Source organism: Shewanella colwelliana ATCC 39565, from assembly GCF_000518705.1.
Lineage (GTDB): Bacteria > Pseudomonadota > Gammaproteobacteria > Enterobacterales > Shewanellaceae > Shewanella > Shewanella colwelliana.
In genome coordinates, this window is sequence record NZ_JAEC01000004.1 from 289183 (window position 1) to 315642 (window position 26460).

Here is a 26460-nt window from a genome sequence, read left to right on the forward strand (position 1 = left end):
GGAGCAACTCATGGATACACACAATGTACCCTATGAGAGAGCCTTTATATTCAGTGCCGCGATCAGGATTTTTCACTGGTTGCGAGCACTTTCAATATTGGTTCTAGTCATAACGGGCTTCTATATTGCTTGGCCATTTTTAGTGGCTCCCAGTAACTCTGATGTTCTGGTCCAAGGTTGGGTGCGGTTTGCCCACCTTATCTTTGGCTTTGCGCTCTGCGCCATTACACTGGTTCGTGCTTACCTGTTTTTCTTTGGTAAGAGTGATATTGAAAGACGCTCCTTTAAGGATGTCACCAGTGTCAACAGTTGGATTGTGCAACTAAAATCCTACTTGTGGATGGGACACCTAGATAAAAAAGGGGTTTATGGTCCGCTTCAGTTTGTCACCTACTTAGCAATATCCGTTATTGCGGCGCTAATCTGCATCACTGGTTTAGTGCTTTATGCCAATGTATATCATCTTGGTTTAGGTGGTATGCTAGGTGGATTTGCTGCTTGGGTCACAGGCATCATGGGTGGTTTAGCGCCTGTGCGTATTTGGCACCATTACTTTACTTGGGTGTTTATAATCTTTGTGGTGATACACGTCTATATGGCAGTGTGGACAGGCATTAGATTTAAGCACAATTCAGTAGACTCTATCGTTTCTGGATATGACTATCATCCAAAGAAACATTAATAAGGGCGCCATGAAAATACTGTTACTCGGTATTGGTAATGTCCTGTACGCCGATGAAGGTATCGGCGTACATTTTGTCAATTACCTACAAGAAAATTATACCTTTAGCCATCCATCACATCAGCTCGATGTGATGGATGGTGGTACATTGGCACAGGGTCTCATTCCTATTATCTGCCAATATGACTATCTCATTGTCGTCGACACCGTCAATGCCAATGGGGTATCCCCTGGTGAAGTGTACTTCTTCGATTTCGACAAAGCCCCCAGTGAAATCGACTGGCAAGGCAGTGCCCATGAAGTGGAGATGTTACAAACATTGACCATGATGGAGATGGTCGGTGATAGACCCAAAACCTATGTGTTAGGGTGTACACCAACCGTTTTAGAGCCCATGACATTAGGGCTCACTAGTCGTGTTGCAGCGGCCGTCCCGCTGATGGAAACCACGATACTAAATCACTTATCCTCTCTTGATTTTGAGATAACACGCGTTAAAAACATTGCTATCGAAGATCTTATTCCCGACTCTTACAAGCGCGGTGTAACTACTAATGAAAATAATCAAATTTGAATTTACCTGTTCACGACAGGTGCCTCTTTACGCGCATTTATGTAACCAATACCTAAATTATGCAGAGCTTAATATCAATATTGGTTACCAACAGGGCTGCTATTTCATCGAAGCCGAAGGTAAACAATCACAACTTGAGATCCTTGCCGATGCGATTGCTCAAGACTTTTTAATCTCGGTATGGCTCACAGACTCCCGCATCGCACTAGTTGATACACCTCAAGGGGAGAAAAAAATACTCGAAGATGGTGCCATTGAGCAAGAATTCTGCCAGCAATGCGCGCCAATCATTGGTGACAATCAATCAGCCGATTTCGGACAATTATCTCTACCCTGCAGCTGTTGCCATGGTGAACAGCGGATCAATACAGACTACCGTGGCTTAACCGTTAACGATATTAGAGCCATGACCGACACACTGCTGACACATGGCCAATTGACGCTTGGTGACGATAACCCGATCCACCTCTCTTTAACCGCACCGGCAACAACTCATCGGCCTCGCCTGTTAGTCTGCAATCCAAATACGCTTAATGCCCAATTCCACCTCAACGATAGGCAAATCCTGGCATTATCGAGTATTGAAAAACCATTGATCACGGTAAGACCAATTCAAGAACACCCCAAATTGGATGCACCACTGTATGATCTTTGCTTTGCCTACAACCGCCTATTACTGATTATTGCCGAACAGCTACGTCAAAAAGGGATTGATTGGCTGTTTATCGATGATGCGACGCAGCAATCGGCATTAGCCTTTATCGATTCAGGGTGGGTTGAGGTCGAAAGTCAGCATCGCTCTGCGGTTAACATTGCCGCAAAAGTCGATGCCTTACACGATAATGTACTCATTAACGACGCCGCCGACGGTTTTTATTACGCTAGCCATAAACCGGGGCGTTATCATGCCGAGTACTACAACACTAATCACACTCATGTAGACGACACTCATTGCATCACCTTAAGTGACGAAGAACGTGCCATTTGTGCGTTAAATAGCGTCTGCCTCGAACATGATTTGAGTAAAAACTGCGCTATCATCTTTCTAAGTGAACACTACGCAGGGCAGATCCTCACACTAGATGCTAAGAAAAACAGCGAGTTATTTTTCGCGCTGCCATCACTTCCTGACACTGGCTACGAAATATACCACCAGCTAGAACAAAGCCCACAAAGGCAGGTATTAGAGAAATTTAAACAACGCTACCCAGAAGATTACCTGCGCTTACTCGATCTAAAACTGCCTCAACCTACCACTAACCTGCAAAGCCTATGGGCCATTGCGGCGGTGTTATTGGGGTTAAAAAGTCGAACAATGGCGGTTAATGATTTAGCCGATGCACTCATCGCGTGTGCTCTGGGCCACCGAGGCGCTAATTCACCACGTATTGACTACCCACTTACCCGCGGCGAAGCACATCGCAGCTTAAACTGGTGTAAAACCTTAGGCACCTTGATGAGTTTTAGATTGGCTGATGACCGGGATAGTCATAAGCTCGCATTTGGCATGCACGACTCACTAGCAGACTATTTTGCCAACTGGATTGAGCACTTAGATCTCAATATCAGTGTTAAGCAGGTCGCTCTTGCCGGCAGCGAATGGCAAAACCCACTACTATGCCAACGCGTGGCATTGCGGGTTGGCAAAAACTTCCCAATTAGATTTAATCAGCAGTTAGATATTGATGGCAACAATTACGCCATTGGTGCGCTAACGCTAAAAAAACGTAGGAAGTAACAATGGTCCGATCCGCAGCAACGACGCAACCCTCAAGGTCCCAAGCCAAGCCACTAACGGACCCGTGTCGAATAAAGCTAGTGATCACTGGTATTGTTCAGGGCGTTGGCTTTCGCCCTTTTGTCTACCGTTTAGCCACCGAGCTTAACCTTAGTGGCTTTACCTTCAATAACAGTCAAGGTGTCACTATTGAGCTGCAGGGCAATAGCACTAACATAACCCAATTTGTTGACACATTGACGCATACGCCACCGCCGCTTGCACGCATTGATACCTTTGAGCAAGTTGAGGTTGACTCCCTTGCCAACTGCAGTGGTTTTGAGATTATTCATAGTGAATCAGACTGCAGCGCGCAAGTGGCAATTTCGGCAGATAAAAGCAGTTGTCCCGACTGCCTAAGCGAACTTAATGACCCCACCAATCGTCATTACCGCTATCCGTTTACCAATTGCACTAACTGTGGACCACGATACACCCTAATCAATGCCTTACCCTACGACAGACCGAACACCTCTATGGCCCATTTCACTATGTGCCCAGAATGTGAACGCGCCTATCAAGATCCGCTCGACCGACGTTATCACGCGCAACCTGTAAGCTGTCCTCATTGCGGCCCACAGCTTACGCTAACAGACAATCAAGGTGCTGCGATCGCCCATAAAGATGCGGCACTGCAGCAAACCGTTGAGCGGATCAAAGCGGGGGAAATAGTGGCAATAAAGGGCCTAGGAGGTTTTCATCTCGTCTGCGATGCAACCAATCATGCAGCCGTTACGGCACTACGACTGCGTAAACAACGCCCAGCAAAGCCCTTTGCGGTAATGTGCGCCGATATTGAGACGGCAAAGTCGTTAGCACGAGGCAGCGACTTAGCCTGGCAAGTGTTAACAAGCCAAGAGCGCCCCATAGTATTACTCGATAAACATCAAACACCTACTGGAGAAACACAGCTGAGTCCTTCGGTGGCGCCCACGATTGACAGAATCGGTCTGTTCTTACCTTATACACCGCTGCACCATTTGCTGTTGCAAGCACTCAAGCGGCCATTGGTCGCTACAAGCGCCAATCGCAGTGGCGAGCCGATTATTACCGATAGCCAAGATATCTGTGCGCGTCTGCAAGGGGTTGTTGACTGCATCTTAGATCATGATCGCATCATCCTAAATGGTTGTGACGACAGTGTGGTACAGGTTATTGATGACACAGTACAGATTATACGCCTAGCAAGAGGTTATGCCCCGCTCACAATGCATTGTAACAGGCCCGTGCCTCAAAGCACCTTAGCTGTCGGCGCACAGCAAAAAAACAGTATTGCCTTTGGTTTTGGTCACAACTTAGTATTAAGTCCTCACATTGGCGATCTGTTCAGTCTCGAAGCAGAACAATATTTCATTGATACGCTAGCCACCTTTAAACGCCTATATGCATTTAATCCTGAGCAAATCATCCGAGACTGCCACCCAGATTACGCCTCAAGCCAATGGGCAGAGCAATTTAGCCAACTAAATGGTCACTGCCAGCCAACTCAAGTGCAACACCATTACGCCCACATTTTGAGTGTCATGGCAGCCAATCAGCACACAGGCAAGGTATTAGGTTTTAGTTTCGATGGGACAGGTTTAGGCGAAGGACGTGAACTTTGGGGCGGTGAAGCCATGATTGCAGATATTCAAGGCTACCAGCGCATCGCCCATCTAAAACCGATAACCCTTATTGGTGCAGAACAAGCCATTAAAGATCCTCGCCGGATCATGCTCGCCATGCTATTTGAGCAGTACACTTTAGAACAAGTGCTTCAGCTCCCCTTAACCAATATTGCAGCCATGCCGCAGGCCAGTATCATCAACCTGCACAAACTGTGGCAAAAAGGGGTGGCGACCCAGCAAACCAGTTCAGTCGGCAGGCTATTCGATGCCCTTGCCTGCTTACTAGGCGTGATAGAAACCACCCAATTTGAAGGGCAAGCAGGCATGATCATTGAGTCGCTCGCCAATGGTCTCACCGAACAACAAGTGGCCAACGCCGGATTGGTTTTCAATCTACCTTTAATTGATGGCCAGTGGCAAACGGATCAGTTGTGGCAACAAATGATGGATGTGCAGCTATCTAGAGGTGACAACGAAACAACCAAAGCGCTAATAGCCAAAGGGTTCATGGACTGTCTGGCCGACGCGGCAGTGAGTTTGGCCAAACGCCATCCGCAGCTACCTATCGCACTGTGTGGTGGTGTATACCAAAATCGTTATTTGCTCAGCCTTACACGGCAACGACTAGACGAACACGGCCTAAATTGGCTGGACACCAAAGGGTTCCGGTGAACGATGGCGGTATTGCATTAGGTCAGCTCTGGTATGGCATACACCAATAAACGCTGGAAAAACAAGACAGATAAACAAAGTTTATTAACAGATTATTAGAATTTTTGCTGAAAACTGACCAGTATCAATGAACTAAATTACTGGCTAAGCCAAAATGATATAACAGCATTGAAAAAATGGAGTTCAACATGTGTAAAGACTGCGGCTGCTCAATCACTCGTCACGACAGTGCTCACCAACACGAGCACAGCCATGACCATCACCATGGGCACCACCATGATGAGTTACACAGTAATCCTCAACTCAATGACATTAAAACGCTATCTGTTATCAACAAAATACTAGATAAAAATGATCACGAAGCGGCCCATAACCGCGCCCACTTTGAAGCGAACAATATCACCGCCTTCAATCTAATGAGTAGTCCTGGCAGCGGTAAAACCACCTTGCTTGAACACCTTAAAGAATACACAAGTCTTAAATATGCCGTGATTGAAGGCGATTTAGAAACCTCTCGTGATGCAGATAGACTCAAAGCCAAAGGTATTGAGGCATACCAGATTCAGACAGGCTCTGCCTGCCACTTGGATGCCTTTATGGTGCATAGCGCCCTGCATCATGTTGACCTTGCGCCATTAGATATCTGTTTTGTAGAAAATGTTGGCAACTTAGTCTGTCCAGCGTCCTACGATGTCGGCACCCACCTTAACGTGGTATTAGTGTCAGTGCCTGAGGGTGATGACAAAGTGGAAAAGTACCCAGTCATGTTTCGCAAAGCCGATCTGGTATTAATTACCAAAGCGGATTTACTGCCCCACTTCGATTTCAGCATCGAAGAAGCACAGGCACAGGTCAAAAAGCTCAACCCTGAAGCAAGCGTATTGACGGTATCAATTAAAGACAGTGACAGTATGTTTGCCGTCGCAAACTGGCTAAATGAGCATAGGAGAGCAAACTAATGTGCCTCTCTATTCCCTCCCAAGTGGTTGAACTACATAACGAAGAACAAGCCGTTACGGTTGAAACCATGGGCGTTAAGCGCAAAGTCAGCAGCCATTTAATGGGTGAACCCTTAGCGATTGGTGATTACGTATTAATCCATATTGGCTTTGTGATGAATAAAATCGATAAAGCCGATGCTGAGCAGAGCCTAGCCCTCTACCAAGAGATAGTCGACAAGATTGGCCACCAGGAGCATAGCTAACCATGATAGAGCTAAAGCAACTGTATCAAGGGTTTAGAGACCCTGAGACCATTCATAAGTTGGCCCAAGCCATACAAACGCTGGCACAAGATCACCCTGAGACCATTCATATCATGGAGGTCTGTGGCGGCCACACCCATACGATTATGAAATATGGCTTGAATCAGCTGCTACCGGCTAACATAGAGTTTGTTCATGGCCCAGGCTGCCCTGTATGTGTGATGCCTAAAGAGCGTATCGACCATGCCGCCATATTAGCCTCCATGCCTGACACCATCTTGGTCACCCTCGGGGATATGATCCGCGTACCTGGTTCCAAAGGTAGCTTGGCGCAGTTTCGTGCCAAAGGTTGCGACATAAGGCCTATCTACGATCCTCTCGATACCTTAACGATTGCTAAAGATAATCCTGATAAAACGGTGATTTTCTTTGCCATCGGCTTTGAAACCTCAACGCCTATGACTGCCGTGCTGATTGAACAAGCTGAACAGCAAAAGATAAATAACCTGTTATTCCATATCAACCATGTACTGGTGCCGCCCGCGATTGATGCCGTAATGGCCGATCCACAAGCCAAAGTAAACGCCTTTATCGGTCCCGCCCACGTCAGTGTGATCAGTGGGGCAAAAATTTACCGCTCGGCTGTAGAGCAGTACGGCACCCCAGTGGTGGTTTCCGGCTTTGAGCCTGTTGACGTAATGGAGTCGATTCTTCGCATTGTTAAACAGAAAGTAGCAGGCGTTGCAGAACTCGATATTCAGTACAGCCGGGCCGTGAGTGAAGAGGGTAATTTAGCCGCACAAAAGAAAATCAACCAATACATGATGGTCCGCCCTCATTTTCGTTGGCGAGGACTCGGTCCGCTGCAACTGTCGGCCTTAATGCTAAAGCCGCAATATGCTCACCGTGATGCCGAAGTACAATTCAAAGATCTGCTACAAGTCGATGATATTGATGATCACAAAGCTTGCCAGTGTGGCGATATTTTACGGGGCATTGCCAAACCCAAAGATTGTAAAGTATTTGGCCGAGGATGTACCCCTGAAACCCCGCTGGGCAGCTGCATGGTGAGCTCAGAAGGCGCCTGCAATGCCTATTACCGCTATAACGGAGTCTAAATATGTCACACGCTTTCGATAATAAACCCGAAAAAGCGGTACAACTCAGTCACGGTGGTGGTGGCAAAGAGATGAACAAGCTGATCAAAGAGATCTTCTTTAAAGCCTTTAACAACCCAATATTGGCCAGCGAAGAGGACGCTGCAGTGCTCCATCTTGAGGGCACCACCGCATTCACTACCGACTCATTCACGGTTGCACCGCTATTTTTTGCGGGGGGAAATATCGGCAAACTAGCAGTGGCGGGAACCGTTAACGATCTCGCTATGATGGGCGCAGAACCGCAATACCTCAGCTGTAGTTTTATCATTGAGGAGGGTTTCCCAATGACCCAACTCAAACAGATAGTCGAGACCATGGCTGATGAACTACATAAAAGCAGCACTCGTGTCGTATGTGGTGACACCAAAGTGGTGCCTAAAGGGTGTGCCGACGGACTGTTTATCAATACCTCAGGTGTTGGGCGTATTCTGTGCCCCAATATTTCAGTGAAAAACTTGCAAGTGGGCGACGCTATCTTAGTGTCGGGTGATATCGGTCGCCACGGTGCAGCCATATTAATGGCAAGAGAGGGGCTAAACCTTGAGTCTGAGTTAGTCAGTGATTGCGCTAATCTATGGCCTGTCGTCGAGCAGCTTATCGCCTGCAATATAGATATTCACGCCATGCGAGATGCCACCCGTGGTGGATTAGCAGCGGTACTTAATGAATGGGCTAGTGCCTCGAATATCGGCATCACCGTTGAAGAGTCTAAAATTCCGGTGTCCGATGAAGTTAAGGGACTGTGTGAACTCTATGGATTCGAACCCCACGATTTGGCTAACGAAGGCACTTTTATCATGGCCTTACCCCTTGATGTTGCCCAAGGAGCACTTGAAATTATCAAGCGTTATGGCAACTGTGAGCAGGCAGCCATCATCGGCCAGGTAGACGATACTCATACTGGTAAGGTGGTGCTAAAAACCCCATGGGGCAGTAGTCGTTATCTGGATTTGCCCCACGGTGAACTGCTACCAAGGATCTGCTAATGCATGAATACTCGATAGTCACAGCACTCCTAGAGCAATGCGAGCAGCATGCTGAGGCGAATAATGCCAACAAAATCACTAAAGTCGTGATTAAAGTGGGTGTGCTAAGTGGTGTCGAGCCGGCACTTTTACAAACCGCATTTGACACATTTAAATTAGAAGGACCCGCCCATGAGGCGCAACTTACCATCAAGCATCAACCCCTGGTGATTGAGTGCGCGCAATGTGGCAGCATAAATCAGCTAGAAGAACGCAGCATCGTCTGCCCTAATTGCAACAGCTTCAACACTAAGATCCTAGAGGGAGAAGAGATGTTACTGATGCAACTGGAATTGGAAACCGATTGATCGACCTAATAAACAATAATGGAGAAAACAATGAACAAAGCCATCGCATTACTTGCTAGCCTACTACCTGCAGCCGCTTGGGCTCACCCCGGACATCATGGCATCGGATTATTTCATCACCTCAATGATCTACTGCCAATTGTCGCCGTTGTTATCTTAGTGGCTGGTATTATGATTTGGAAAAAACGTCATTAACCACCCAGTACCTTAGGTATAATTCTGACGTTAAATCATGTGTGCCACACGTTTAGTCCTCAAGTTGAGATAACACTCGACCTGAGGACTGGCGTGACTATCATACACTTACTTTTTATGCATAATAAGTCAGTGGCATCATCCTCAATTCGACACCTATAAAGCGATCCCCTCACCACCAACTCGCACTAACATGTGTCAATAAAACTGCTATCAGCCTGGATTATGACGGCATAGGCATCTTTGACGCCATCGACGTCAACTAAATAAAAAACCAATAAAATCAATCATCAAAACCGTTAGTTTTATGCATGACTAGCGGCAAAACATTGACAGTTTCTTTCTTGAATTTTAGGGCGTATAGTGCGTCACTACAGGCATATAGCGCCTGTCTAAATTAGTAAACTTAGAGGTGAGAAACATGTTCCGTTTTACTATTTACTCAATCGTTGCCTACGCGTTTTGGTTAACCTTTGTCGATGTTTCCAGCTTTGTTGAAGACACTACAGGCAATACTTGGTTGACGGATTTCAAAAGTCAGTGGTTTGAACAGAGCGCACCGACAACACCATCGACACAAACTGTGCGGGCACAGCTCGTAACGTCGATGGGCCAATCAGACTGCATAGAAAGTGAGAACTGCTACTTAGCCGCCAAGCCGAGTGCCGAATAGCGGAAGCAACCAAATGCTAATCTCGCTGTAGTGCTACAATCGGATCTAATCTAGCCGCCTTTTGTGCGGGGTACAGACCAAAACCGATACCGATTGTCATGCATACCGCGAGCGACAAAATAATAGCAAAACCTGACCAAGCCACCGGCCAGCCAGCAGCGGCAGAGATAACCAATGCAAGCAGCAAACCCACCACAATACCTATCACCCCACCTGTTGCGGAGATAGCAATACTCTCAATCAAAAACTGACGAGCAATATCCTTACGTCTCGCACCAAGTGCTCGAAGTAGCCCAATTTCTGAAGTGCGCTCCATGATCGTCGCCAACATAATATTCATAATGCCAATACCGCCAACCAGCAATGAGATCCCAGCGACACACGCCATAACAATATTGAATATTTTTTGAGTTTTCTGATGTTGCGCCAACAGATCCGCAGGCACGACAATCTCATAATCCTTCTCTCCACCATGACGACGCTCAAACAGGTGTCCCAAACTCTTGGCTGCCAATGACGGATTGATGTTTTCTTTGATGGCTAATTTTATGGCATCAAGTTCATCTTCTAGGGCCTTAAAGTTCATCTTCTTTAGCGCTGTGGCTAAAGGAATAAATACCTGATTACGTTCGCCGCCCAGCTTTACGCCAGCTATCTTAGACTGACCCGTTTCCCCTTCCGACAATACACCAACTACAGTAAACCATTGATGATTGACTTTAACTAAGCCGCCAACGGCTTCTCCTCTTGGGAATAAGCTGCGCGCGGCTTCACCACCGAGCACCGCAACCTGACGATAGTGGCTTTCATCATCAGGCGTTAACGCACGTCCCTTAGCCACATTAAACGCGCTTAAACGAAAATAGCTGGGTGTGACCCCATATACCATAGCATCGCTGCGGCCTTGACGACTAAATAAGCTAAAGGTTTTAACCTGTTTCTGCGCGCTCCAATCTTCCACAAACGGCAATGTACGCTCGGCGCTTTGCACATCTCTCAGGCTCAGCCCCACGCTGTGTTCTCGCACAGATTTGAGTGCATCACCATCGGCCACGCGGGCATTCACCACTAGATTACGCACCCCCATGGACTCGATCATTTTGAGTGCTTCTCGCTCAGCACCCTCGCCAACACTAAGCATCGCTATCACCGCCCCGACACCAAACACCATACCAAGCAGCGTAAGTGATGTTCGCAATTTATGGTGACGCATCTCATCAAATGCTTGCGCGATACCTTGTAAAGTCCGAGTCATCCTTTGTTGAGATCTCATACCCGACTCCTTTTAGGTGGCGTGGTCAAGGCAATCACATCTCCGGCTGAGAGACCATCCGTGATGACGGTCATATCGATACTACGTTGGCCTGTGGTCACAACTTGCTTAGTAAAGCCTTTAGCAGTCTTAAGGTAGACCCAATACGCCCCCTCCTTTTGAAACAGTGCCTGGTTAGGAACTGTAATAACCTGTTCAACAGACAAGGCATGCACTGTCGCTGACAGTTGACGACCCGGCTGCATAATAGCGGCTACGGTTTCATCTAAACTCACGGTAAACTGGAAGTAATTAACAGGGCTATCTTTCTCTTTTGGCTTAGCTAGCGCATCCAACTGCACCACTTTGCCATTAAAGCTTTTGTTGGGGTATGCATCCAAGGTAATACTGGCTGGCTGACCTAAGGTCAAGCCAGCCGCTTCTGACTCAAGCACAAACAATTTGGCTTGCATCACTGAGGTATCGGGTAAGGTACCTATGGTAAAGCCGGACCACATCATATCGCCGACAACGGGCGATGCCCCATCCCAGCCAGCTTGGTAAACAAATAAGCCGTCATGGGGCGCAGTGATCTCCATCTGATTTAAGTTATTCTCAAATCGTCGAATTTTTGCTTGGTGGCCCTGTTGTTTAAGGGTGATCAAATCTTGTTCGGCTTGTGCCTGCGCATCGTGCTGAGCCAACCCCCAGTCAAAATAGTCCATCTTAGCACCTAGGTAATCTTGGTTACGCATCTGCTCAATGATCTCGATTTTGGTGTAAACACGTTCATCTTCACTGAAAAACTGTTCCGCCAGTGCTTTCTCTTTACCCGTTATTTCTGTGCCAGCTTGCAATTCTTGACTGACGGTTTTGTCTTTTTCCTGTTGAATCTTGCTATCAAGATCCAACTTGCTAAAGTCAAAACGCTCTCTTTCCAGTCGATAACTTTCTCTGGTGGGGTCCATTCTGGCCACCACATCGCCTGCTTTAACCCAACTAAAATTGTCGAGTATCCAAGCCAAAGACTGCGGACCGCGTAAGCCTGATGGAACTGTAACCGCTGTCGACTGGCTCGCTTCTAACTCGCCAGTGGCCGGTATTTGCACATTAAAATCACGTTGCTCAACCACCATGGTTAGCACCCCATCACTGGGTTGTGGCGAGCAGCCAAACAGCGTCATCACCATGATAAGTAACGCCACAGCTTTAACGTATTTCACAGTCATATTCATGGCAGTAACACCTCATCACCGATGCTTAATCCTTGGCTTATCGACACCCGCTCACTGCCAATATCCGCTAAGGTTATGACCTGTTTGCGGGTGCCAAATAGGGATGGGCGAAATACATAGGCTTGCCCTGCGTCGAAATGCACCGCTTCAGTGGCAAGTAACGTCGCAGCTTCACCTTGAGCAATATCGATAGATATTTTGGCCGCCATGCCCGGCCGCATCAGCTCACTGTCGGGTTCATCAATACTGGCTACGGCGTCAAAGACCACCAAAGGAACATCTTGATTCTTGTTGCGAAACACAGCGCCCAATTCGACTATTTTCCCCTTAAAAACGCGCTCAGGGTTGGCATCAAGACGAATATTGATCACTTGACCTAACTGAACACGTTTCGCCTCAACCTCAGGAATAGTCATATTGACCTGCATATGAGACAAATCAGGAATCGATAATACTGAGTCACCCGCAAAAACTGATTGGCCCTCTTTGATTTTATTCCCTTGTGGATCGTTGCCATACACAACCATGCCAGCACGTGGTGCTTTCAGCGTCATCGACGCGATACCTGTTTTCAATGCAGACACTTCAGCCGAAAACTTTTGCTTATCCCCGAGAAGCATGGCTTGACGCTGCTCTGCACCTTGAGACTCAAGCGCAATTTTTTGTTCAATTAACACGACCCGGTCTTTGGCTATCTCTGTATCACGCTGGTATTTCTCTTTTTCAATGAGGGCAACCGTCTCATCAGATAACTTGAACTTACGCTCCGCTTTTTCAAAGTTCATTTTCGCTTCGGCTAAATCGAGTCGTAGCTCCTCCATACGTTTGGCATTACGCAATTTTGAGGTTTCTATATCTTGCTCCGTGGCGGCCAGACTGGCTTCACTGACAGAGAGTCGCTGACTTAATTCAGAGGTATCAAGTCGTGCTACGACCTCCCCCTTTGCAACAGCTTTACCCTCGGGCGCCAGCTGTTTGACTTGGTATTGCCACACTCTTCTTATGGCGGGTGGCATCATTGAGATAGTGTCGGCTGACACTAACTCACCAGTCACTTCTACCTTTTGAAGTAACACGCCCTGCTCAACAACTGTTACCGCACCTTGACTGCATCCCGCTAAAAGCAGTGCACTGCACAATAAGGGCACGAAACGATTTACCACTAACTTAACCTTCATCGTGCGTCGACTCCTGCGCTGTGACTAACACACTCATCCCTGGCACCAATGCAAGATTGGTACTGGCAAGATTAAAATCTATGCCCACCTTAAACCATTTACTCCGTCCCCACGCAGGCTGAGTAATAGCTTGCTTGCCAATACTATTAATACTGCCTAAAAAAGTAATATCCGGCTGTGAGTCTAACCGTAATGTTACTGCTTGTTTAAGCTTTACCCTGTCCACGTCAATTTCATTAACCCAAGCAGCCACCTCTAACCGGTCGAGTGCTGGAATGGTGGCTATCTGTCGACCAATTTGAACCGTGTCACCAACGCCATACTTTTTCTCTGACCAAGGATCTCGCTCATAAAGCACAGGGCCTGAAATTTGAGCCTTTAGCTCAAGTTGCTCTAACCCTCGAAGTGCCTGACTCAGCTCCAACTTGGCTTTTTGTTTATCGATAGCCAACTGTTGTCGGCTCGCCAACTGCTTTTCCAACACTTCGGCTAATGCCTGTCGCGCTTTAGTTTGCTCTGATTTAGCTTGCAGCAATTTAAATTGGTTTTCGGCGTACTCTTTTGCGGCAATATATTCAGCGGGCACATCGGCATCAAGCTGCGCTTTTTCAACCTCTAGACGACGCTGTTTGAGATTGAACTGCGCTTGTAATACTGCGGCTTTTAGCTCAATGGCGGTGCTCTGTTCTTGCGCCGTCACCCTGAGTAAGCTGGCTTCTAACTGCTCTATTTGATTAGCGATCTGACTTTTATCGAAGATCACCACGCTTTGGCCCGCCGTCGCTAGCGTCCCCTCAGGCAACAGCCATTGGATCTGGTACCGCCACGCATCACCCGCTTTGGGAACAGTGAAGGTCTGTGACTCGACGGAAGCAATCTTACCTGTTAGTAGCAGCGATGGCTCAGCATAGGCTGGCTCACTATAAGTGAATAGACTCAGACAAGACATCAACAACAGACTCAGCGCAACGGCAAAATGTTTAGGCTGCATCTTGGCCTCGATTTTCAATCTCAATAATCTCACCATCACGCATACGGATGATTCTCTGCGCATAGGCGGCGACCTCCTCTTCGTGGGTCACCAAAATAATGGTTTGGCCCGCTTGATGCAGTTCAGTAAACAGCGCCATGATCTCCACCGAGGTTTTACTGTCCAGCGCACCTGTGGGTTCGTCGGCTAACAATATGGCAGGCCGATTCACTAATGCCCGAGCAATCGCCACCCGCTGTCGTTGGCCACCCGACAACTGGTTAGGACGATGGTCTTGGCGCTCGCCTAAACCGACTCTGGCTAATAATGATTGAGCATAGGCATCGCTGTCTTGCTGATGTTCGCTAAAGCGCAATGGTAACAATACGTTTTGTAGTGCACTCATACGGGGAAGTAGGTGAAAACTTTGAAATACAAAGCCAATCTCTTTGTTGCGTACAGCCGAGAGTTGATCGTCATCTAAACTGGCCACCTCTTGCTCATTGAGTTGATAGCTACCACTGCTGGGCTTGTCTAAACAACCAATGATATTCATCAATGTTGACTTACCCGACCCTGGTGGCCCCATGATGGCAACAAATTCATTGGCCTTAATGTTAAATTCTACGCCACGCAGCGCGAGTACTTGCGATTCACCCATTTGATAGGATTTAGTTAACGCTTTTACGGTGATCATAAGGTTATTCTCGAAACCATTGGCAACTCCTTAGCCCTCATACTTAAGTTCATCCCAAACATTTATAACTTCTGTTTCACAGCCTTAATGACCAAGTCTAATTGACGAGTTTTGTTGGCATTACCCCTTCAGGGATCGTTAACGATTACACGCGAAAAAAGTATCTAAGTAGTGGTGATAAACGATCCTTGTCACAACACGGTCAATAGTTTGCCCTAATGCGATAGCATTATGCAATTGAATTTATATAACTTTGCATTGCAGCCAAAGATCATAGAGATTGGAACACCCCTAGCAGGGTAAAAAAACTTATCGCAGCAAAGAAGATCCATTGAAACAGAGATTTAAACGGCGACTCAATATCAGAAAAGAAACCAATGTAGATCTGCCAAACCGCAAACAGTAGATAGTTTAATGCGATAAACAACACTAGGCCATAGCCTTGCATAATAGAAACCATCTCTAAGCCACACGCATACAAGACTAATGTCGACATCACTAAAAACACTGACACGTAATGAAACACACACTGCATGATTTTCTGCGCAATCGGGTCAAAATTGGCATCGAGCATGGGGGTCAAGAAGGATTTAATACCTATGGTAAAATGCCCAACACAGGTCAAGAGTGCAAATGTCGCTGCGATGACAAAATAGATGTTCATTTTTTCTCCGGCAATACGCAAATGGAAGCCCATGGAGATAGACCAAGTTAAGGGGGAAATCGTTTCATCAAAAACAGCAAAGCGTGCTTTAACGCACGCTTTTATTAACTGATACCACGCAGCATAACGATCTGAACAATCACTTTTTTATACTGATAGGTATTACATGGTAGCCATTACCCAATAATCTAATCGTTTTTGTGGATTGGCCAACAGGCTTTGACATTGAGTTTTATAACGGCCCATTAACCCACCTAAATTTTTATTACTGGGTAAGCTGGCCTGCTGCGCGGCAACTTGCTGCGCCAATATTGCATTCACCTCTGACTCACTTTGATATTTTTTTGCCAATGTCACCGCATCGAGGCCTGACTGCTTAAGGCGATCACCCACCGCCTGCATCTGTGGCGCATTCATGTTAGAGATGGCATCTGAAGCAATTTGATAATAGGCTGCACATGCCAATACTTCCTTGTTAAATTCGATTTCCGCTGGCGAAGGCGTTAATTCAACCTCCTGAGCTATGCTACCAAAAGAGACCAATATCAAAGCTGGCATTAAAAACTTTACGCGCATTGAGACATTCCTTGACCAAGTATGAACTGAGTTGTTATTGCTCCATTTCTACTTTAGAACGCGCTCAACATCAAGTGAATATCTTAAAAACTCCTTATCCAGAACAAAGCCTAGCGACTCGTATAGCGCCTGAGCTTGCTGATTATTCTTGTGAGTTTCTAAGGTAATTGAGGTAATTCTATTGGCGTAAGCATACTCCAGCACACAATTCATCAGTCGACGTCCAAGGCCCACACATCGGGCATGCTGCGTCACATATAAATCGCTCAGAATTAATATCGAACATGCAGAGATTGAACTAAAGGTCGGATAAAGCTGACAAAAACCAAGACCATGCCCTTGGGTATCTAATGCAACATAAATCACCGAATCGTTATGTTTTATACGGGCGTTAATAAACTGCCTAGCTAAATCTAAGTCAGCTTCTTGCTGGTAAAACTGTCGATACTCATCAAATAATAATGCCACAGCATCCAGCTCTGTTATCGTCGCACTCTTAATTTCACCCGACATCTATCCTCCTTGATATAAATCTCTATTTCACTCTGCCAACACGCAGCAACAACTTAAGTGCCTGATACTTATCTGGCGTATTGCGCGATTCTTGATCTTAACTGCTGCTTAACGTCAGGCCACTCACTATCGATAATTGAATAAACTACGGTATCCCTAACCGTTCCATCTTTAAGCAGGCGGTGATTACGTAATACGCCATCTTGTTTCGCACCGATACGCGTTATCGCTTCACGGGAACGTTGATTATGCCAATGGGTTCTAAACTCTACAGCCATTACATCTAAGGTTTCAAATGCATAACTCAACAGAAGATATTTAGCCTCAGTATTTATTCCCGTTTGCTGCGCGCTTTTAGCATACCAAGTGTGACCAATCTCTAAGCGCCGATTAGGCTGATCCCATGCCATAATACGTGTAGCACCAACAACTTCACCGGTAAATTTGTCTCGCACAATATAAGCCAAAGCTTCGCCGCGTGCTTCAGCTGCAATCGCGGCCTCAACATAGGTTTTCATCTCATCGGGATGCGGAACATTGGTGTACCACAGCCGCCAAAGTTCACCATCACACACCGCCACCGATAACGCTGCTATGTGTTCTCGCATCATTGGCTCTAAAATAACCCGTTCACCAACCAGCGCGTTTGGCACCTTTGCATTACTCATAATACCTCTGCGTCAATTACGTTATAACAATCGTATGTGATCATTTGATGAAAAGGGCAACCTCGAGGACGAAGCATTAACCTAGCAAATTTTAATCAATAATTTCAAGTGCTTTATGATATAGCAATACGTCATCACCTTGATCCCACTGCAACACTTTGTCAAATTTGAAGCCCAATTTCTCCAGTAATTGAATCGATGCCTGATTACCAGGACTGACAATACCAAGCAGCTCGCTAAACCCTAACGCTCTAGCGTGCTCTACAACCCCCGCAGCAGCTTCCAAGGCATAGCCACGGTGCCAATATTGCGGCAACAAGGCATAACCAATATCGATATCAGAGAGTTGTTCTCGTTTCACTAAACCCGCTAAACCGATAGCCTCACCCGTTGACGTAAGAGTGACCGCATACATACCAAATTCATTCTGCTGATAACTGTCGAGAGATCCTTCAATAAGATAAGCTTCAGCTTGCGGCACAGTGGTTATGCCGCGATCGCCAATATTGTTGAGAAATCCTTCGGAGTTCAATATGGCCAACATAAATGGTGCATCGGCCACTGTGAGCCGTCTTACCGTCAGACGCTCTGTTTGAAAAACAAGCAAAGTTAGCTCCTTATCCCTTGATAACCCCTTGGGCTCCACAAAACTATACGGGTAAGCCAATGATGATGAAAGCGCTAATAGCCACCTCTAGTGGCTCACACATGTGAAGCATTGTTAATACAATAGCAATTAAAACAATACAATAGGAATTAAAACGGCACTCTGCGCTAAATCATCACAAAAAAATGCCCACCTAATTAGGCGGGCAATCAAATCACTTAGGGTGAAAACCTATGCATGGGTCAATGCTGGTTCAGCTCTACTTTGACAGGTTTTCAACAGGAGTAAACCCGACCAAAGTCGATAGGTCAACCACCCGATAGTTATAGATAGCGCACCACATCGGTTACCAGTTTCGTTGGCTTGATAGGCGCGGTGACCGCTGGCGTACCAAGGTATAAAAAGCCGATGATCTGGTCGTTGTCTCTTAAGCCTAGATCTTTATGTAAAACACGATTAAAAGCCAAGCCTCCGGTGCGCCATATGCCTCCCAGCCCAAGAGCAAAGGCTGCCTGTTGCATCGCCATACAGGCACAGCCAACCGCAAGGTGTTGCTCTAACGCAGGCACTTTGGCATGCTCAACAACTTTAGCCACCACAGTGATCACCATAGGGGCACGTTGCGGCATATTAGCCATTTTTGCTTGGGTACTTTCATCGCTGCCTTCAGCAGCACTGGCGTTTACAAACAACTGCCCTAACTTTGCCAACCCATCTCCTGAAGCCACGATGAATTCCCACGGATTAAGACCTGCATGATCAGGCACTCTTATCGCTGCACTTAAAATGGTGTTCAACTGCTCAGCATTTGGGGCTGGCGCCACTAGACGCGGCGATGACTGTCGAGTTAAAAGAAGTTCAATAGCATCCACAAGGCGTTCCTGCTTTGTTAATCAATCATTAAGCCAGCAGAATAACAAATCACTAAAAAAAATCCTACTAAAACAGTAGGATTTACATCAGCAAGCTATCTACTTATATTACTTAGGTTAACTGATTACGCTTAGCAATCAAATAGTCGACACTGGTGTAGCGCCCACCGCCAATAATCACTAGAGCAAATAGCATTAATAGGTAGGTCACAGCAAATTCAATGCCGTTGTTTAGCACCACAAAATTACCTGATGAAGTGAGCCAATCATAGTTACCGTGTGTTTGTAACAGAGATTTGGCCGCCGCTAATTTATCAGCAGACGCCAACACTTGCTCGTTAGCCAGCCATGAACTCGCATCGGCAATCGCCAACCAGCCATTTTCCCAATGCACTGCAAACGCCGCAACGAGCATAGTAAACATGAGCGGAATAGAGATCAGCCGGGTAGCTAAACCAAGGATTAGTAATATGCCCCCAAAAAACTCAGACCCAGCAGCCAATGCAACCATGACCTCAGGCATGGGCAACCCCAATCCCCAGTCTGGATTACCAAACCACGCTGCGGTGTCACTAAAGTGCGACAGTTTATTGTAACCTGCCTGCATGAGCACGGGTGCCAGATAGAGTCTTATTCCTAAGGCCGCTAGGCCATCACTGTGTTTAACAGCCGTCAGAAACTGTCGGTATATTGCGCTGATTTGCATGAAATACTCCCTTAATCTGTTTATTGAGAGAATAGACCATGCAGAGCAATGTTATATTTCGATGACTCGCAATTAAATCTGTTTCGGCTAATTAACAAAGCACTGACAAGTCGCTGCAACAAAAATGTTAGGTATTGTTAGCTGAAGTCGTCGAGTGGCGAAGTTAATCGATTAGAGCGATAAAATCATCGAAGCAGTTGAGGTAAGCGTCGAAAGAGTGGTGGGTAAATGACTCGAAATTGTCAGTGCGCGTGAGTGTATCATCGTCATTGTTCTCACTTGAGGTGTTTGAATCCATATCTGAGTGATGCGAGATAGCCATCAGCAATGCCCAACAACAACCAAAATACCAATAGATCTCAATGGCCGCAGGGACTGCCTTTAACGCATCTGAAGTGAGGTTTGGATTATGCTCAAGATAACGGCTGATCAGTGTATGTCTTTGGGACGTTGACAGTCTATGGGTTGCCAATACGCTCGCTAGGTCCACTAACGGATGTGAACTGCAGGCGTATTCATAGTCGATGCACCAGAGTTTCTTTTTAAATAGCAGGTTATGCGGGTTCAGATCACGATGACTATATTGTGGCCCAAGCATACAAGCTTGGAGCAAAACTAATAGCTGCTCTATCTTATCACTCTGCGCCATCAACACCTTAAAACGGGTTTGCCACAACTGCCTCTGAACTATATTGAGATGACATGCCTGTTGCCTGCTGTGTTGAGTTAATGCCTGGCGATACTCATGCCACTGCTGTGGCAGCGACATCTGATTTATGGGCAGTGGCAGACTTGATAAGGTATTAAGTAAATTAAGCAGGTATTGTTCCGCTTCTGGCCAAGGCTCAAAACAATCGATAAGCGGATGTGCACGATTGGCACACATCAACACACTCCAATCAGTACTGTGTTCGATATATTCGCTGAGGTAACATTGATTATTGGTACTATTAAACAGCAGCTTAGGTGCAACATCGGCACTTTGCGCGAGCCGCCAATTCGCTAATTCTGCATTTCTGTCGCAGATGCCATTACTGGCAGCGCTATTTAGCCGCAATACCCATTTCCCAGTTTCAGTGGCAATCAAGTAGTTATGGTTACTTAATCCACGAGACAAGGCAGTAATCATCGTGTTGTTGTCGAGTAAGCACCCCACATTTTTTAATGCAAGGCGCACCTCTTCATCCAGTTGATCGAACAACTGCAGGGCAGACAATGAATCGCTCAATCTGCCCCTCGACTACTCATAAGAGTATTGTCCATTAGCGCTTTGTTGCTCATTTCTCATCGTCGTTCGCCACAAGAAATAACCGCCTATCGCCATACCCACATAAAGAATAAACAGCAGTGACGTCAGCATCAGTCCTTTATTGAGATAAAGATAGATGGAAACGACATCGATAACGACCCAATAAAGCCAGTTTTCCAACACTTTTTTTGCGACCAAGTAGGTCGTCATTACTGCAAAACAGGTGGTTGCCGCATCGAGATAAGGAAAAGCAGCCTGAGTGTAGTTTGCCATCAAGTAGCCAACCATGAGAGACGCCAACGTGGTGATACCGATTAACAATGAATGCCGAGATAACGACCAACTTACCACGACCACCCCTTTATCATCTCCCCGTCCACGGCTCCACATCCAATAGCCATATACGGCCATGGCCATATAGTAGATATTAAGTACCGACTCCATCAACAACGACACTTCCCAAAACAATACCGTGTAGATAGCAGTACTAAAAAACGCCGCCGACCAACACCATATACTGCCACGCATCGCCAACAACAGGTACGCCATCGCTAATACCACCGCAATAGCTTCCCACAAGGTCAGCGCATTGGCTTGTGCCATCGCGCTGGACAGGGATGAAACAAATGCCGACCAAAAATCTACCATATTAAAAACTCTGCTTTAGCAACGGAAAAATAAGAGATTATTGAGTATGGGTTAAGTCCAACTCACCGCCAATAAACTTGACGACAAATACCGCTTTACCCCATTTCTCATGAGCCGCTTGCATCTCAACGGCGAGCATCGCCATCACCTCGCTATACTCACCACAAATTTGCGTCGCCATGGCATTCGTTTTACGCTCAACGCTCTTATAGCTATCCACCCTATCAATAAACCACTGTATTGGTTCAATATAGTTCTCTTTAAATGGATACATACTTATTTCGGCGGTTAGTTTCATTACAACTCCTAAAGGGTCGCCAGCCGATGCTGGCAACCTGTAAAAACCAAAAATGGGTTACATAAATTTCACGTTAACGGTGACACCTAGCTGACGTGGGTCGCCAAAACGTATGTACTGCTTATCTGCCCAATCGATGTCTGGCTCGTTACCAAAGTAGAAGCCACGTACGCCATATTGCTCATCAAACAGGTTACGTCCCCAAAGGTATGCCGACCATACATCGGTTTCATAACCAATACGCGCATTAAAAATAGTATAGGGGTCTGATTTAGAGTCATTACTATCAGAGTAATAAAATTCACTCTTACCACTGGCCGTTAGATTAGCAAACCAGCCGCTATCGGTGCGATATGTTGTCCCTGCACTATAGGTAAAGTTAGGTGAATGAGCGAGTTCACGACCCGTAAGATCGACCGTTCCACCGTACTTATCTTGATATTCATAATCACCGTAGGCAGTTTCTAACCAGCCTAATGTGCCGTAAACCTTCAGATTATCGGTGGCATACCAGTTACCTTCAAGCTCTGCACCATAGTTATGTGAGCTACCGGCATTTTCGGTATAAAGAATGAATTTTTGCGGCTCAAGGGGATTTTGCTGTGAAGCTGACACTTGCTGATCGCGTCTATCCATATAAAACAGCGAAAAGTTAGTGCTCGCATTGCCCTCAAGCCACACCGACTTAATCCCTAGTTCATAGTTATATAGGGTTTCAGCCTCAAACTCTTTCTTATCGCTTAACTCAACAGGCAGTGACATATTAAAGCCGCCAGCCTTATAGCCTCGTGCAAGACGGAAATAGCTTTCATGGTTATCTGACAAGGCTTTACTCAATGCAATATGACCGCCCCACATAGTTTCTGACGGTTCAAAACCATCTCCGTCGCTATCACTATATTCACTGTCACGGCGCTCTACACGCATACCAACTGATAAAGCATATCCTCGGCCTAAATCAGAATCTAACTGACCAAACAGCGCCAGATTCGTAGCACTGTACTCGGCCGTTAACGCATCTCCCCAACCGTTATAGAACTCATTGGTATCATTGTCTTCGTCAAGTTTCATGCCGTATACGCCCACAAGCCAATCGGTACTGTTATTAAACAGTCGTCCAGCTTCAGTCGAGCTTAAACGAAACTCTTGCGACATAGTTTGTCTGTCACCAACCTTGTCCCAAGTATAATCATATTGGCAAGGAGCCCCCTCACAGACTCTAGCCGCCCAGTAATCAGGATTAGCCCAATCACCGTCGTAGCCATGGTGGGTATCACTTTGGGCAAAGGAGCTTAATGACACTAACTCAAACGCCTCTGCACCAGAATAGGTGAACTTTAAAGAACCACCGGTAGTGCGCTGCTTATCCACCCCTGGCGCATCGGTTAAGGTGTCAAAACCATTGTTATCCAATGTCCACGCATCATAACCATTATTGAAATCGGCGTGCAGTACAGACAAATCAATAGCAAGATCGTCGGTCGCATACCAGCGTAGCTTAACCCGACCACTAAACTCGTCACGACTATTGGTATCATCACGGTCTAGATAAAGGTTATCGCGATAACCATTTTGTTGATGTTGTTGCAGTGACACTCGGTAAAGTAACTTGCCAGAGTCCGTTAATGGTCCTGAGCTAAAACCACTAAATGTAGTCAGCTGATCATCGCCCAGCGACACTTCAGCGCCATGTTCAAATACATCAGTGGGATCATTACTCTTTAGATAGATAAGACCTGCCAGGGCATTAGCACCATAGCGAGTTCCCTGAGGACCTCTAAGCACTTCCACTTGCTGCAGGTCGTACATCGATGCAATCATTCCAAGCCCGGACATGTCGATATCATCGATGATGTAGCCAACCGAAGAGTTAGGCGCTCCTTGATACTCTTCTTGCTCACCTACGCCGCGGATTTGAAAATATTTGGCGCGAGAGCTACCACCTGACCAGTTAAAGTTGGCCACCGAATTGAGGAGATCTTCAAAGTGTTGTGCGCCTTCATCTTCAATCTGTTGCTGATCGATAACGGTAATACTCGAGGGCATTTTGTCCAGACTTGACTGGCGAAAATCGGATGTAACGACGATCACTTCCATCTCATCACTGCTTTTATCAGTGTTGAGTTCATTAGACCATGCGTGTTGTGATGTTAGCGCTGCGGTGACCGCAAGTGCGACCGGTGTTAAGGATTTGATTGTAAACATAGGACCTCAAATTTATATTGAGATCCGGCACTTAAAAAAGCGAGAAAGAAAGCACAGTGAGATTATATTAATCCGTAAGTGTGGCCCATTCCTACGCCGGTATTAGCCGGATCAGGTTCTAAGGGTTTGTCACTAGACATCTCAGTTAGTCGTATCTCTTGGAGATACAGACTCACACCCCTTGGCCCGGGCGATTATACATGAGTCATACAAATTGTTGACATTTTTAACGGGTAATTAGGTATAAATCATAAAAAAACGCCAGCATTGCTGACGTTTTAAACAATCTTAGCCACACTAATAAATAAACTAGTTTGAAAAGGCCTTTCTCACATACAGTTCACAGCGCACCGCACTACTATTAGGCGCTACCGCACTAACCTGCATCTGCTGTTTACCGTGCAACTTTAACGACTTCCAAGAAACCCCCTCATCTTCGATGGTAAGGCCGTTAATATCGTACCAAGTAAACTTATACTGCAGGCGTAGATCCGTCGCGACCTTACTACTAATAGTGCCAGCGGCTTTCAACGGATCGCCTTGACCAACCACCATGACACGTTCAACCGACACCTCACTATTAAAACGAGTGTTATCGATACGTTGTTCACCCGTAGAACTGGCCATTATCCCAGCAGTATGAGGCGCGCAGGCATTAAGAGCGAATGCCAGTAGCGCTATGACAATAATCTTATTCATTTATCTCTCCTTCAATACCCTAGGTATGAGCCATTTTTTACTTTCTATTCAATTAAAAAGTGAGCTCTAGCGGTTGCAATAAGCGACTTTCTATTAGTCTGCCAACAGTTAATATTAACGTTGGCCACACGGCGACCTTGACGGGTGATCTTACACTCTGCAAAGGTATCTCTATGATAGCCAGCTCTCAAGTAATCAATTGAGAAATCAACAATCTTAGGTACTTTACTGGTCTGCATAAAGACCATTAACTGCACAATGGCCGACATTTCCATAAAACCTGCTATCACGCCACCATGAATCGCTGGCAAAGTCGGATTACCAATATTTTCATCTTTAGCTGGTAGTTGGAATACCAACTCATCACCAAAGCGCACCACCTCCATACCGATAAACTTAGCATAAGGAACATGGGCTAAAAGATGACTAAAGTCATTTAATTCAGTGGCTTTTTTTACTATTTCTTTAACGTTCAACTCGGCGCTTGATGCGTGCTGAATATCACTCATACTCATCTCCCATTAAAGCACGTCTAAATTCATCCCCCACCATATCAGGACTAATACGCATAAATGAGCCAACGGCATGGGCTATTGGATCATCAATAGAGTCTTGGTAGGCGATAGCGCGGGTAAACGCGATACTTGATGACAGCTTGTAACACTCAGCAAAACCAAAAACCGACTTATGCGGCTGTGCTGGTTTCATATAATCAACTCGTAAATCAAGCGTTGGTGACAGCTCTAGAGAGTTAAACTTATCGAAAATACTGCAGACCACCGCACTGCCGCTAGCCGTGTCCATGAGCGTAGTGATCACACCACCGTGGATCACTCCAGTATCAGGATAGCCAATCAATTCAGTGCTATAAGGCAGCTCAATCAATACATGATGCTCACTGCCTTCTAACACTTTAAGCTGCAGACGGCGACATTGAACCAGTTGGTCAACAAAGCGTGTCGCTAAGCCTGTCAGCGGGAAAAAACCTGGACTTACTTTCATTAACTAAGGCCTCTTATTCACCTAAATGCATTCAACGTTTAGTGACTAATGGTCCCAAAAAGTCACCACCGAGCAGATGCATATGAATATGGAAAACCTCTTGGCCGCCATGCTTGTTACAGTTGATCACTAACCGATAACCATCTTCCGCAATACCCGCTTCATCTGCGAGTTTGGCCGCAACGGTGATCATCCGCCCCAGCGCTTTCTCATCGGAAGACTTAACATCATTAATGGTGGGGATGAGATGATTTGGAATAATCAGAATATGAGTTGGTGCCTTAGGGTCAATGTCCCTAAATGCGGTAACCAGCTCATCTTGATATAGAATTTCAGCAGGGATTTCACGTCGAATGATTTTACTAAAAATTGTTTCTTCGGCCATCGAAGCATCCTCTCAGAGAAAATATTCCTGACAGTATACTCACAAATCAGTGGTTGTGATAAATCTATTCATCAGTAAATAACAGACCAATAACCAAGCGCTTAAATTATCAATCGCTATAGGAGCGAAGTTTCACACACCTAAATGCAATGAACAGTA

The 26460-nt window shown here is 46.1% G+C and carries 31 protein-coding genes and 1 riboswitch; of the genes, 11 read left to right on the top strand and 20 right to left on the bottom strand.

Annotation, left to right across the window (positions count from 1 at the left end):
- Positions 1–10: 10 nt before the first annotated feature.
- From cybH to L876_RS0101345, 11 genes are all read left to right on the top strand, one after another.
- A complete protein-coding gene (gene cybH / locus L876_RS0101295; RefSeq protein ID WP_037427712.1) occupies positions 11–682 on the top strand; it encodes a Ni/Fe-hydrogenase, b-type cytochrome subunit in 672 nt (223 codons plus the stop codon).
- A gap of 10 nt (positions 683–692) precedes the next feature.
- Positions 693–1256: a HyaD/HybD family hydrogenase maturation endopeptidase gene (locus L876_RS0101300; protein WP_028762128.1), complete on the top strand. Its 564-nt coding sequence runs from the start codon at positions 693–695 to the stop codon at positions 1254–1256.
- Complete coding sequence (locus L876_RS0101305; RefSeq protein WP_028762129.1) at positions 1237–2994, top strand: Kae1-like domain-containing protein; 1758 nt, start codon at positions 1237–1239, stop codon at positions 2992–2994. Before L876_RS0101300 ends, L876_RS0101305 begins: the two co-directional genes overlap by 20 nt.
- Positions 2995–2996: 2 nt before the next feature.
- Positions 2997–5312: a carbamoyltransferase HypF gene (hypF, locus tag L876_RS20855; RefSeq protein ID WP_248674433.1), complete on the top strand. Its 2316-nt coding sequence runs from the start codon at positions 2997–2999 to the stop codon at positions 5310–5312.
- Positions 5313–5500: 188 nt separating this feature from the next.
- Positions 5501–6271, top strand: coding sequence for a hydrogenase nickel incorporation protein HypB (gene hypB, locus L876_RS0101315; RefSeq protein WP_028762130.1), 771 nt, complete (start codon positions 5501–5503; stop codon positions 6269–6271).
- The gene (locus L876_RS0101320) at positions 6271–6516 is read left to right on the top strand and encodes a HypC/HybG/HupF family hydrogenase formation chaperone (RefSeq protein ID WP_028762131.1); all 246 of its coding nucleotides are present in this window, start codon (positions 6271–6273) and stop codon (positions 6514–6516) included. The genes hypB and L876_RS0101320 overlap by 1 nt, the downstream gene beginning before the upstream one ends.
- A gap of 2 nt (positions 6517–6518) precedes the next feature.
- On the top strand, positions 6519–7634 hold the full coding sequence (gene hypD, locus L876_RS0101325; RefSeq protein ID WP_028762132.1) for a hydrogenase formation protein HypD: 1116 nt from the start codon (positions 6519–6521) through the stop codon (positions 7632–7634).
- Between the two features lie 2 nt (positions 7635–7636).
- Positions 7637–8662, top strand: a complete 1026-nt coding sequence (gene hypE / locus L876_RS0101330) for a hydrogenase expression/formation protein HypE (RefSeq protein WP_028762133.1) — start codon at positions 7637–7639, stop codon at positions 8660–8662.
- Complete coding sequence (gene hypA / locus L876_RS0101335; RefSeq protein WP_028762134.1) at positions 8662–9009, top strand: hydrogenase/urease nickel incorporation protein HypA; 348 nt, start codon at positions 8662–8664, stop codon at positions 9007–9009. The genes hypE and hypA overlap by 1 nt, the downstream gene beginning before the upstream one ends.
- Positions 9010–9039: 30 nt before the next feature.
- Positions 9040–9204, top strand: a complete 165-nt coding sequence (locus L876_RS22870) for a hypothetical protein (RefSeq protein WP_169731086.1) — start codon at positions 9040–9042, stop codon at positions 9202–9204.
- 421 nt (positions 9205–9625) lie between these two features.
- Positions 9626–9877, top strand: a complete 252-nt coding sequence (locus L876_RS0101345) for a hypothetical protein (protein WP_028762135.1) — start codon at positions 9626–9628, stop codon at positions 9875–9877.
- Positions 9878–9893: 16 nt separating this feature from the next.
- Here the strand turns inward: L876_RS0101345 and L876_RS0101350 are convergent, their stop codons facing one another.
- The 20 genes from L876_RS0101350 to hinT form a co-directional block, all read right to left on the bottom strand.
- Positions 9894–11150: an ABC transporter permease gene (locus L876_RS0101350; RefSeq protein WP_037427714.1), complete on the bottom strand. Its 1257-nt coding sequence runs from the start codon at positions 11148–11150 to the stop codon at positions 9894–9896.
- Positions 11147–12364, bottom strand: a complete 1218-nt coding sequence (locus tag L876_RS0101355) for an efflux RND transporter periplasmic adaptor subunit (protein WP_081730610.1) — start codon at positions 12362–12364, stop codon at positions 11147–11149. Before L876_RS0101355 ends, L876_RS0101350 begins: the two co-directional genes overlap by 4 nt.
- Positions 12361–13542: an efflux RND transporter periplasmic adaptor subunit gene (locus tag L876_RS0101360; protein ID WP_028762138.1), complete on the bottom strand. Its 1182-nt coding sequence runs from the start codon at positions 13540–13542 to the stop codon at positions 12361–12363. The genes L876_RS0101355 and L876_RS0101360 overlap by 4 nt, the downstream gene beginning before the upstream one ends.
- Entirely contained in the window at positions 13532–14557 is a 1026-nt protein-coding gene (locus L876_RS0101365; RefSeq protein ID WP_345939957.1) for an HlyD family secretion protein, read from the bottom strand. The genes L876_RS0101360 and L876_RS0101365 overlap by 11 nt, the downstream gene beginning before the upstream one ends.
- Positions 14523–15209 (bottom strand): ABC transporter ATP-binding protein, encoded by a 687-nt coding sequence (locus L876_RS0101370; protein ID WP_028762140.1) that lies wholly within the window; start codon positions 15207–15209, stop codon positions 14523–14525. Before L876_RS0101370 ends, L876_RS0101365 begins: the two co-directional genes overlap by 35 nt.
- A 271-nt stretch (positions 15210–15480) precedes the next feature.
- Positions 15481–15873 (bottom strand): hypothetical protein, encoded by a 393-nt coding sequence (locus L876_RS0101375; RefSeq protein ID WP_028762141.1) that lies wholly within the window; start codon positions 15871–15873, stop codon positions 15481–15483.
- 162 nt (positions 15874–16035) lie between these two features.
- Entirely contained in the window at positions 16036–16449 is a 414-nt protein-coding gene (locus L876_RS0101380; protein ID WP_028762142.1) for a hypothetical protein, read from the bottom strand.
- 48 nt (positions 16450–16497) lie between these two features.
- Positions 16498–16962 (bottom strand): GNAT family N-acetyltransferase, encoded by a 465-nt coding sequence (locus L876_RS0101385; RefSeq protein WP_028762143.1) that lies wholly within the window; start codon positions 16960–16962, stop codon positions 16498–16500.
- Positions 16963–17030: 68 nt separating this feature from the next.
- Positions 17031–17630 (bottom strand): GNAT family N-acetyltransferase, encoded by a 600-nt coding sequence (locus L876_RS0101390; protein WP_028762144.1) that lies wholly within the window; start codon positions 17628–17630, stop codon positions 17031–17033.
- A gap of 91 nt (positions 17631–17721) precedes the next feature.
- Positions 17722–18237, bottom strand: a complete 516-nt coding sequence (locus tag L876_RS0101395; protein WP_028762145.1) for a GNAT family N-acetyltransferase — start codon at positions 18235–18237, stop codon at positions 17722–17724.
- A 323-nt stretch (positions 18238–18560) separates the two neighbouring features.
- A complete protein-coding gene (locus L876_RS0101400; protein WP_028762146.1) occupies positions 18561–19109 on the bottom strand; it encodes an NAD(P)H nitroreductase in 549 nt (182 codons plus the stop codon).
- Positions 19110–19221: 112 nt separating this feature from the next.
- On the bottom strand, positions 19222–19815 hold the full coding sequence (locus L876_RS0101405; RefSeq protein WP_028762147.1) for an HvfX family Cu-binding RiPP maturation protein: 594 nt from the start codon (positions 19813–19815) through the stop codon (positions 19222–19224).
- Between the two features lie 163 nt (positions 19816–19978).
- Positions 19979–21043, bottom strand: coding sequence for a phosphotransferase (locus L876_RS0101410; protein ID WP_028762148.1), 1065 nt, complete (start codon positions 21041–21043; stop codon positions 19979–19981).
- 12 nt (positions 21044–21055) lie between these two features.
- Complete coding sequence (pnuC, locus tag L876_RS0101415) at positions 21056–21712, bottom strand: nicotinamide riboside transporter PnuC (protein WP_028762149.1); 657 nt, start codon at positions 21710–21712, stop codon at positions 21056–21058.
- A 37-nt stretch (positions 21713–21749) separates the two neighbouring features.
- Positions 21750–22010 (bottom strand): YkoF family thiamine/hydroxymethylpyrimidine-binding protein, encoded by a 261-nt coding sequence (locus tag L876_RS0101420; protein WP_028762150.1) that lies wholly within the window; start codon positions 22008–22010, stop codon positions 21750–21752.
- A 57-nt stretch (positions 22011–22067) separates the two neighbouring features.
- Entirely contained in the window at positions 22068–24215 is a 2148-nt protein-coding gene (locus tag L876_RS0101425; protein ID WP_028762151.1) for a TonB-dependent receptor, read from the bottom strand.
- Between the two features lie 71 nt (positions 24216–24286).
- Positions 24287–24407, bottom strand: a riboswitch (TPP riboswitch).
- 117 nt (positions 24408–24524) lie between these two features.
- Positions 24525–24914 carry a YcfL family putative periplasmic lipoprotein gene (locus L876_RS0101430; RefSeq protein WP_028762152.1) on the bottom strand — a complete coding sequence of 130 codons (390 nt, stop codon included), beginning with the start codon at positions 24912–24914 and terminating at the stop codon, positions 24525–24527.
- Positions 24915–24958: 44 nt separating this feature from the next.
- The gene (locus tag L876_RS0101435) at positions 24959–25423 is read right to left on the bottom strand and encodes a PaaI family thioesterase (protein ID WP_028762153.1); all 465 of its coding nucleotides are present in this window, start codon (positions 25421–25423) and stop codon (positions 24959–24961) included.
- Positions 25416–25916: a PaaI family thioesterase gene (locus tag L876_RS0101440; RefSeq protein ID WP_028762154.1), complete on the bottom strand. Its 501-nt coding sequence runs from the start codon at positions 25914–25916 to the stop codon at positions 25416–25418. The genes L876_RS0101435 and L876_RS0101440 overlap by 8 nt, the downstream gene beginning before the upstream one ends.
- 31 nt (positions 25917–25947) lie before the next feature.
- Positions 25948–26301 (bottom strand): purine nucleoside phosphoramidase, encoded by a 354-nt coding sequence (gene hinT / locus L876_RS0101445; protein WP_028762155.1) that lies wholly within the window; start codon positions 26299–26301, stop codon positions 25948–25950.
- Between the last annotated feature and the right edge of the window lie 159 nt (positions 26302–26460).

Coding starts and splice junctions, on each gene's coding strand:
- cybH (WP_037427712.1), top strand. CDS start 11: ATGGATACACACAATGTACCCTATGAGAGAGCCTTTATATTCAGTGCC.
- hypD (WP_028762132.1), top strand. CDS start 6,519: ATGATAGAGCTAAAGCAACTGTATCAAGGGTTTAGAGACCCTGAGACC.
- L876_RS0101425 (WP_028762151.1), bottom strand. CDS start 24,215: ATGTTTACAATCAAATCCTTAACACCGGTCGCACTTGCGGTCACCGCA.
- L876_RS0101375 (WP_028762141.1), bottom strand. CDS start 15,873: ATGAACATCTATTTTGTCATCGCAGCGACATTTGCACTCTTGACCTGT.
- L876_RS0101440 (WP_028762154.1), bottom strand. CDS start 25,916: ATGAAAGTAAGTCCAGGTTTTTTCCCGCTGACAGGCTTAGCGACACGC.
- L876_RS0101390 (WP_028762144.1), bottom strand. CDS start 17,630: ATGAGTAATGCAAAGGTGCCAAACGCGCTGGTTGGTGAACGGGTTATT.
- L876_RS0101405 (WP_028762147.1), bottom strand. CDS start 19,815: ATGCAAATCAGCGCAATATACCGACAGTTTCTGACGGCTGTTAAACAC.
- L876_RS0101345 (WP_028762135.1), top strand. CDS start 9,626: ATGTTCCGTTTTACTATTTACTCAATCGTTGCCTACGCGTTTTGGTTA.
- pnuC (WP_028762149.1), bottom strand. CDS start 21,712: ATGGTAGATTTTTGGTCGGCATTTGTTTCATCCCTGTCCAGCGCGATG.
- hypB (WP_028762130.1), top strand. CDS start 5,501: ATGTGTAAAGACTGCGGCTGCTCAATCACTCGTCACGACAGTGCTCAC.
- L876_RS0101370 (WP_028762140.1), bottom strand. CDS start 15,209: ATGATCACCGTAAAAGCGTTAACTAAATCCTATCAAATGGGTGAATCG.
- L876_RS0101360 (WP_028762138.1), bottom strand. CDS start 13,542: ATGAAGGTTAAGTTAGTGGTAAATCGTTTCGTGCCCTTATTGTGCAGT.
- L876_RS22870 (WP_169731086.1), top strand. CDS start 9,040: ATGAACAAAGCCATCGCATTACTTGCTAGCCTACTACCTGCAGCCGCT.
- L876_RS0101320 (WP_028762131.1), top strand. CDS start 6,271: ATGTGCCTCTCTATTCCCTCCCAAGTGGTTGAACTACATAACGAAGAA.
- L876_RS0101435 (WP_028762153.1), bottom strand. CDS start 25,423: ATGAGTGATATTCAGCACGCATCAAGCGCCGAGTTGAACGTTAAAGAA.
- L876_RS0101355 (WP_081730610.1), bottom strand. CDS start 12,364: ATGAATATGACTGTGAAATACGTTAAAGCTGTGGCGTTACTTATCATG.
- hypA (WP_028762134.1), top strand. CDS start 8,662: ATGCATGAATACTCGATAGTCACAGCACTCCTAGAGCAATGCGAGCAG.
- L876_RS0101305 (WP_028762129.1), top strand. CDS start 1,237: ATGAAAATAATCAAATTTGAATTTACCTGTTCACGACAGGTGCCTCTT.
- L876_RS0101300 (WP_028762128.1), top strand. CDS start 693: ATGAAAATACTGTTACTCGGTATTGGTAATGTCCTGTACGCCGATGAA.
- L876_RS0101420 (WP_028762150.1), bottom strand. CDS start 22,010: ATGAAACTAACCGCCGAAATAAGTATGTATCCATTTAAAGAGAACTAT.
- L876_RS0101430 (WP_028762152.1), bottom strand. CDS start 24,914: ATGAATAAGATTATTGTCATAGCGCTACTGGCATTCGCTCTTAATGCC.
- hypF (WP_248674433.1), top strand. CDS start 2,997: ATGGTCCGATCCGCAGCAACGACGCAACCCTCAAGGTCCCAAGCCAAG.
- L876_RS0101385 (WP_028762143.1), bottom strand. CDS start 16,962: ATGTCGGGTGAAATTAAGAGTGCGACGATAACAGAGCTGGATGCTGTG.
- hypE (WP_028762133.1), top strand. CDS start 7,637: ATGTCACACGCTTTCGATAATAAACCCGAAAAAGCGGTACAACTCAGT.
- hinT (WP_028762155.1), bottom strand. CDS start 26,301: ATGGCCGAAGAAACAATTTTTAGTAAAATCATTCGACGTGAAATCCCT.
- L876_RS0101380 (WP_028762142.1), bottom strand. CDS start 16,449: ATGCGCGTAAAGTTTTTAATGCCAGCTTTGATATTGGTCTCTTTTGGT.
- L876_RS0101350 (WP_037427714.1), bottom strand. CDS start 11,150: ATGAGATCTCAACAAAGGATGACTCGGACTTTACAAGGTATCGCGCAA.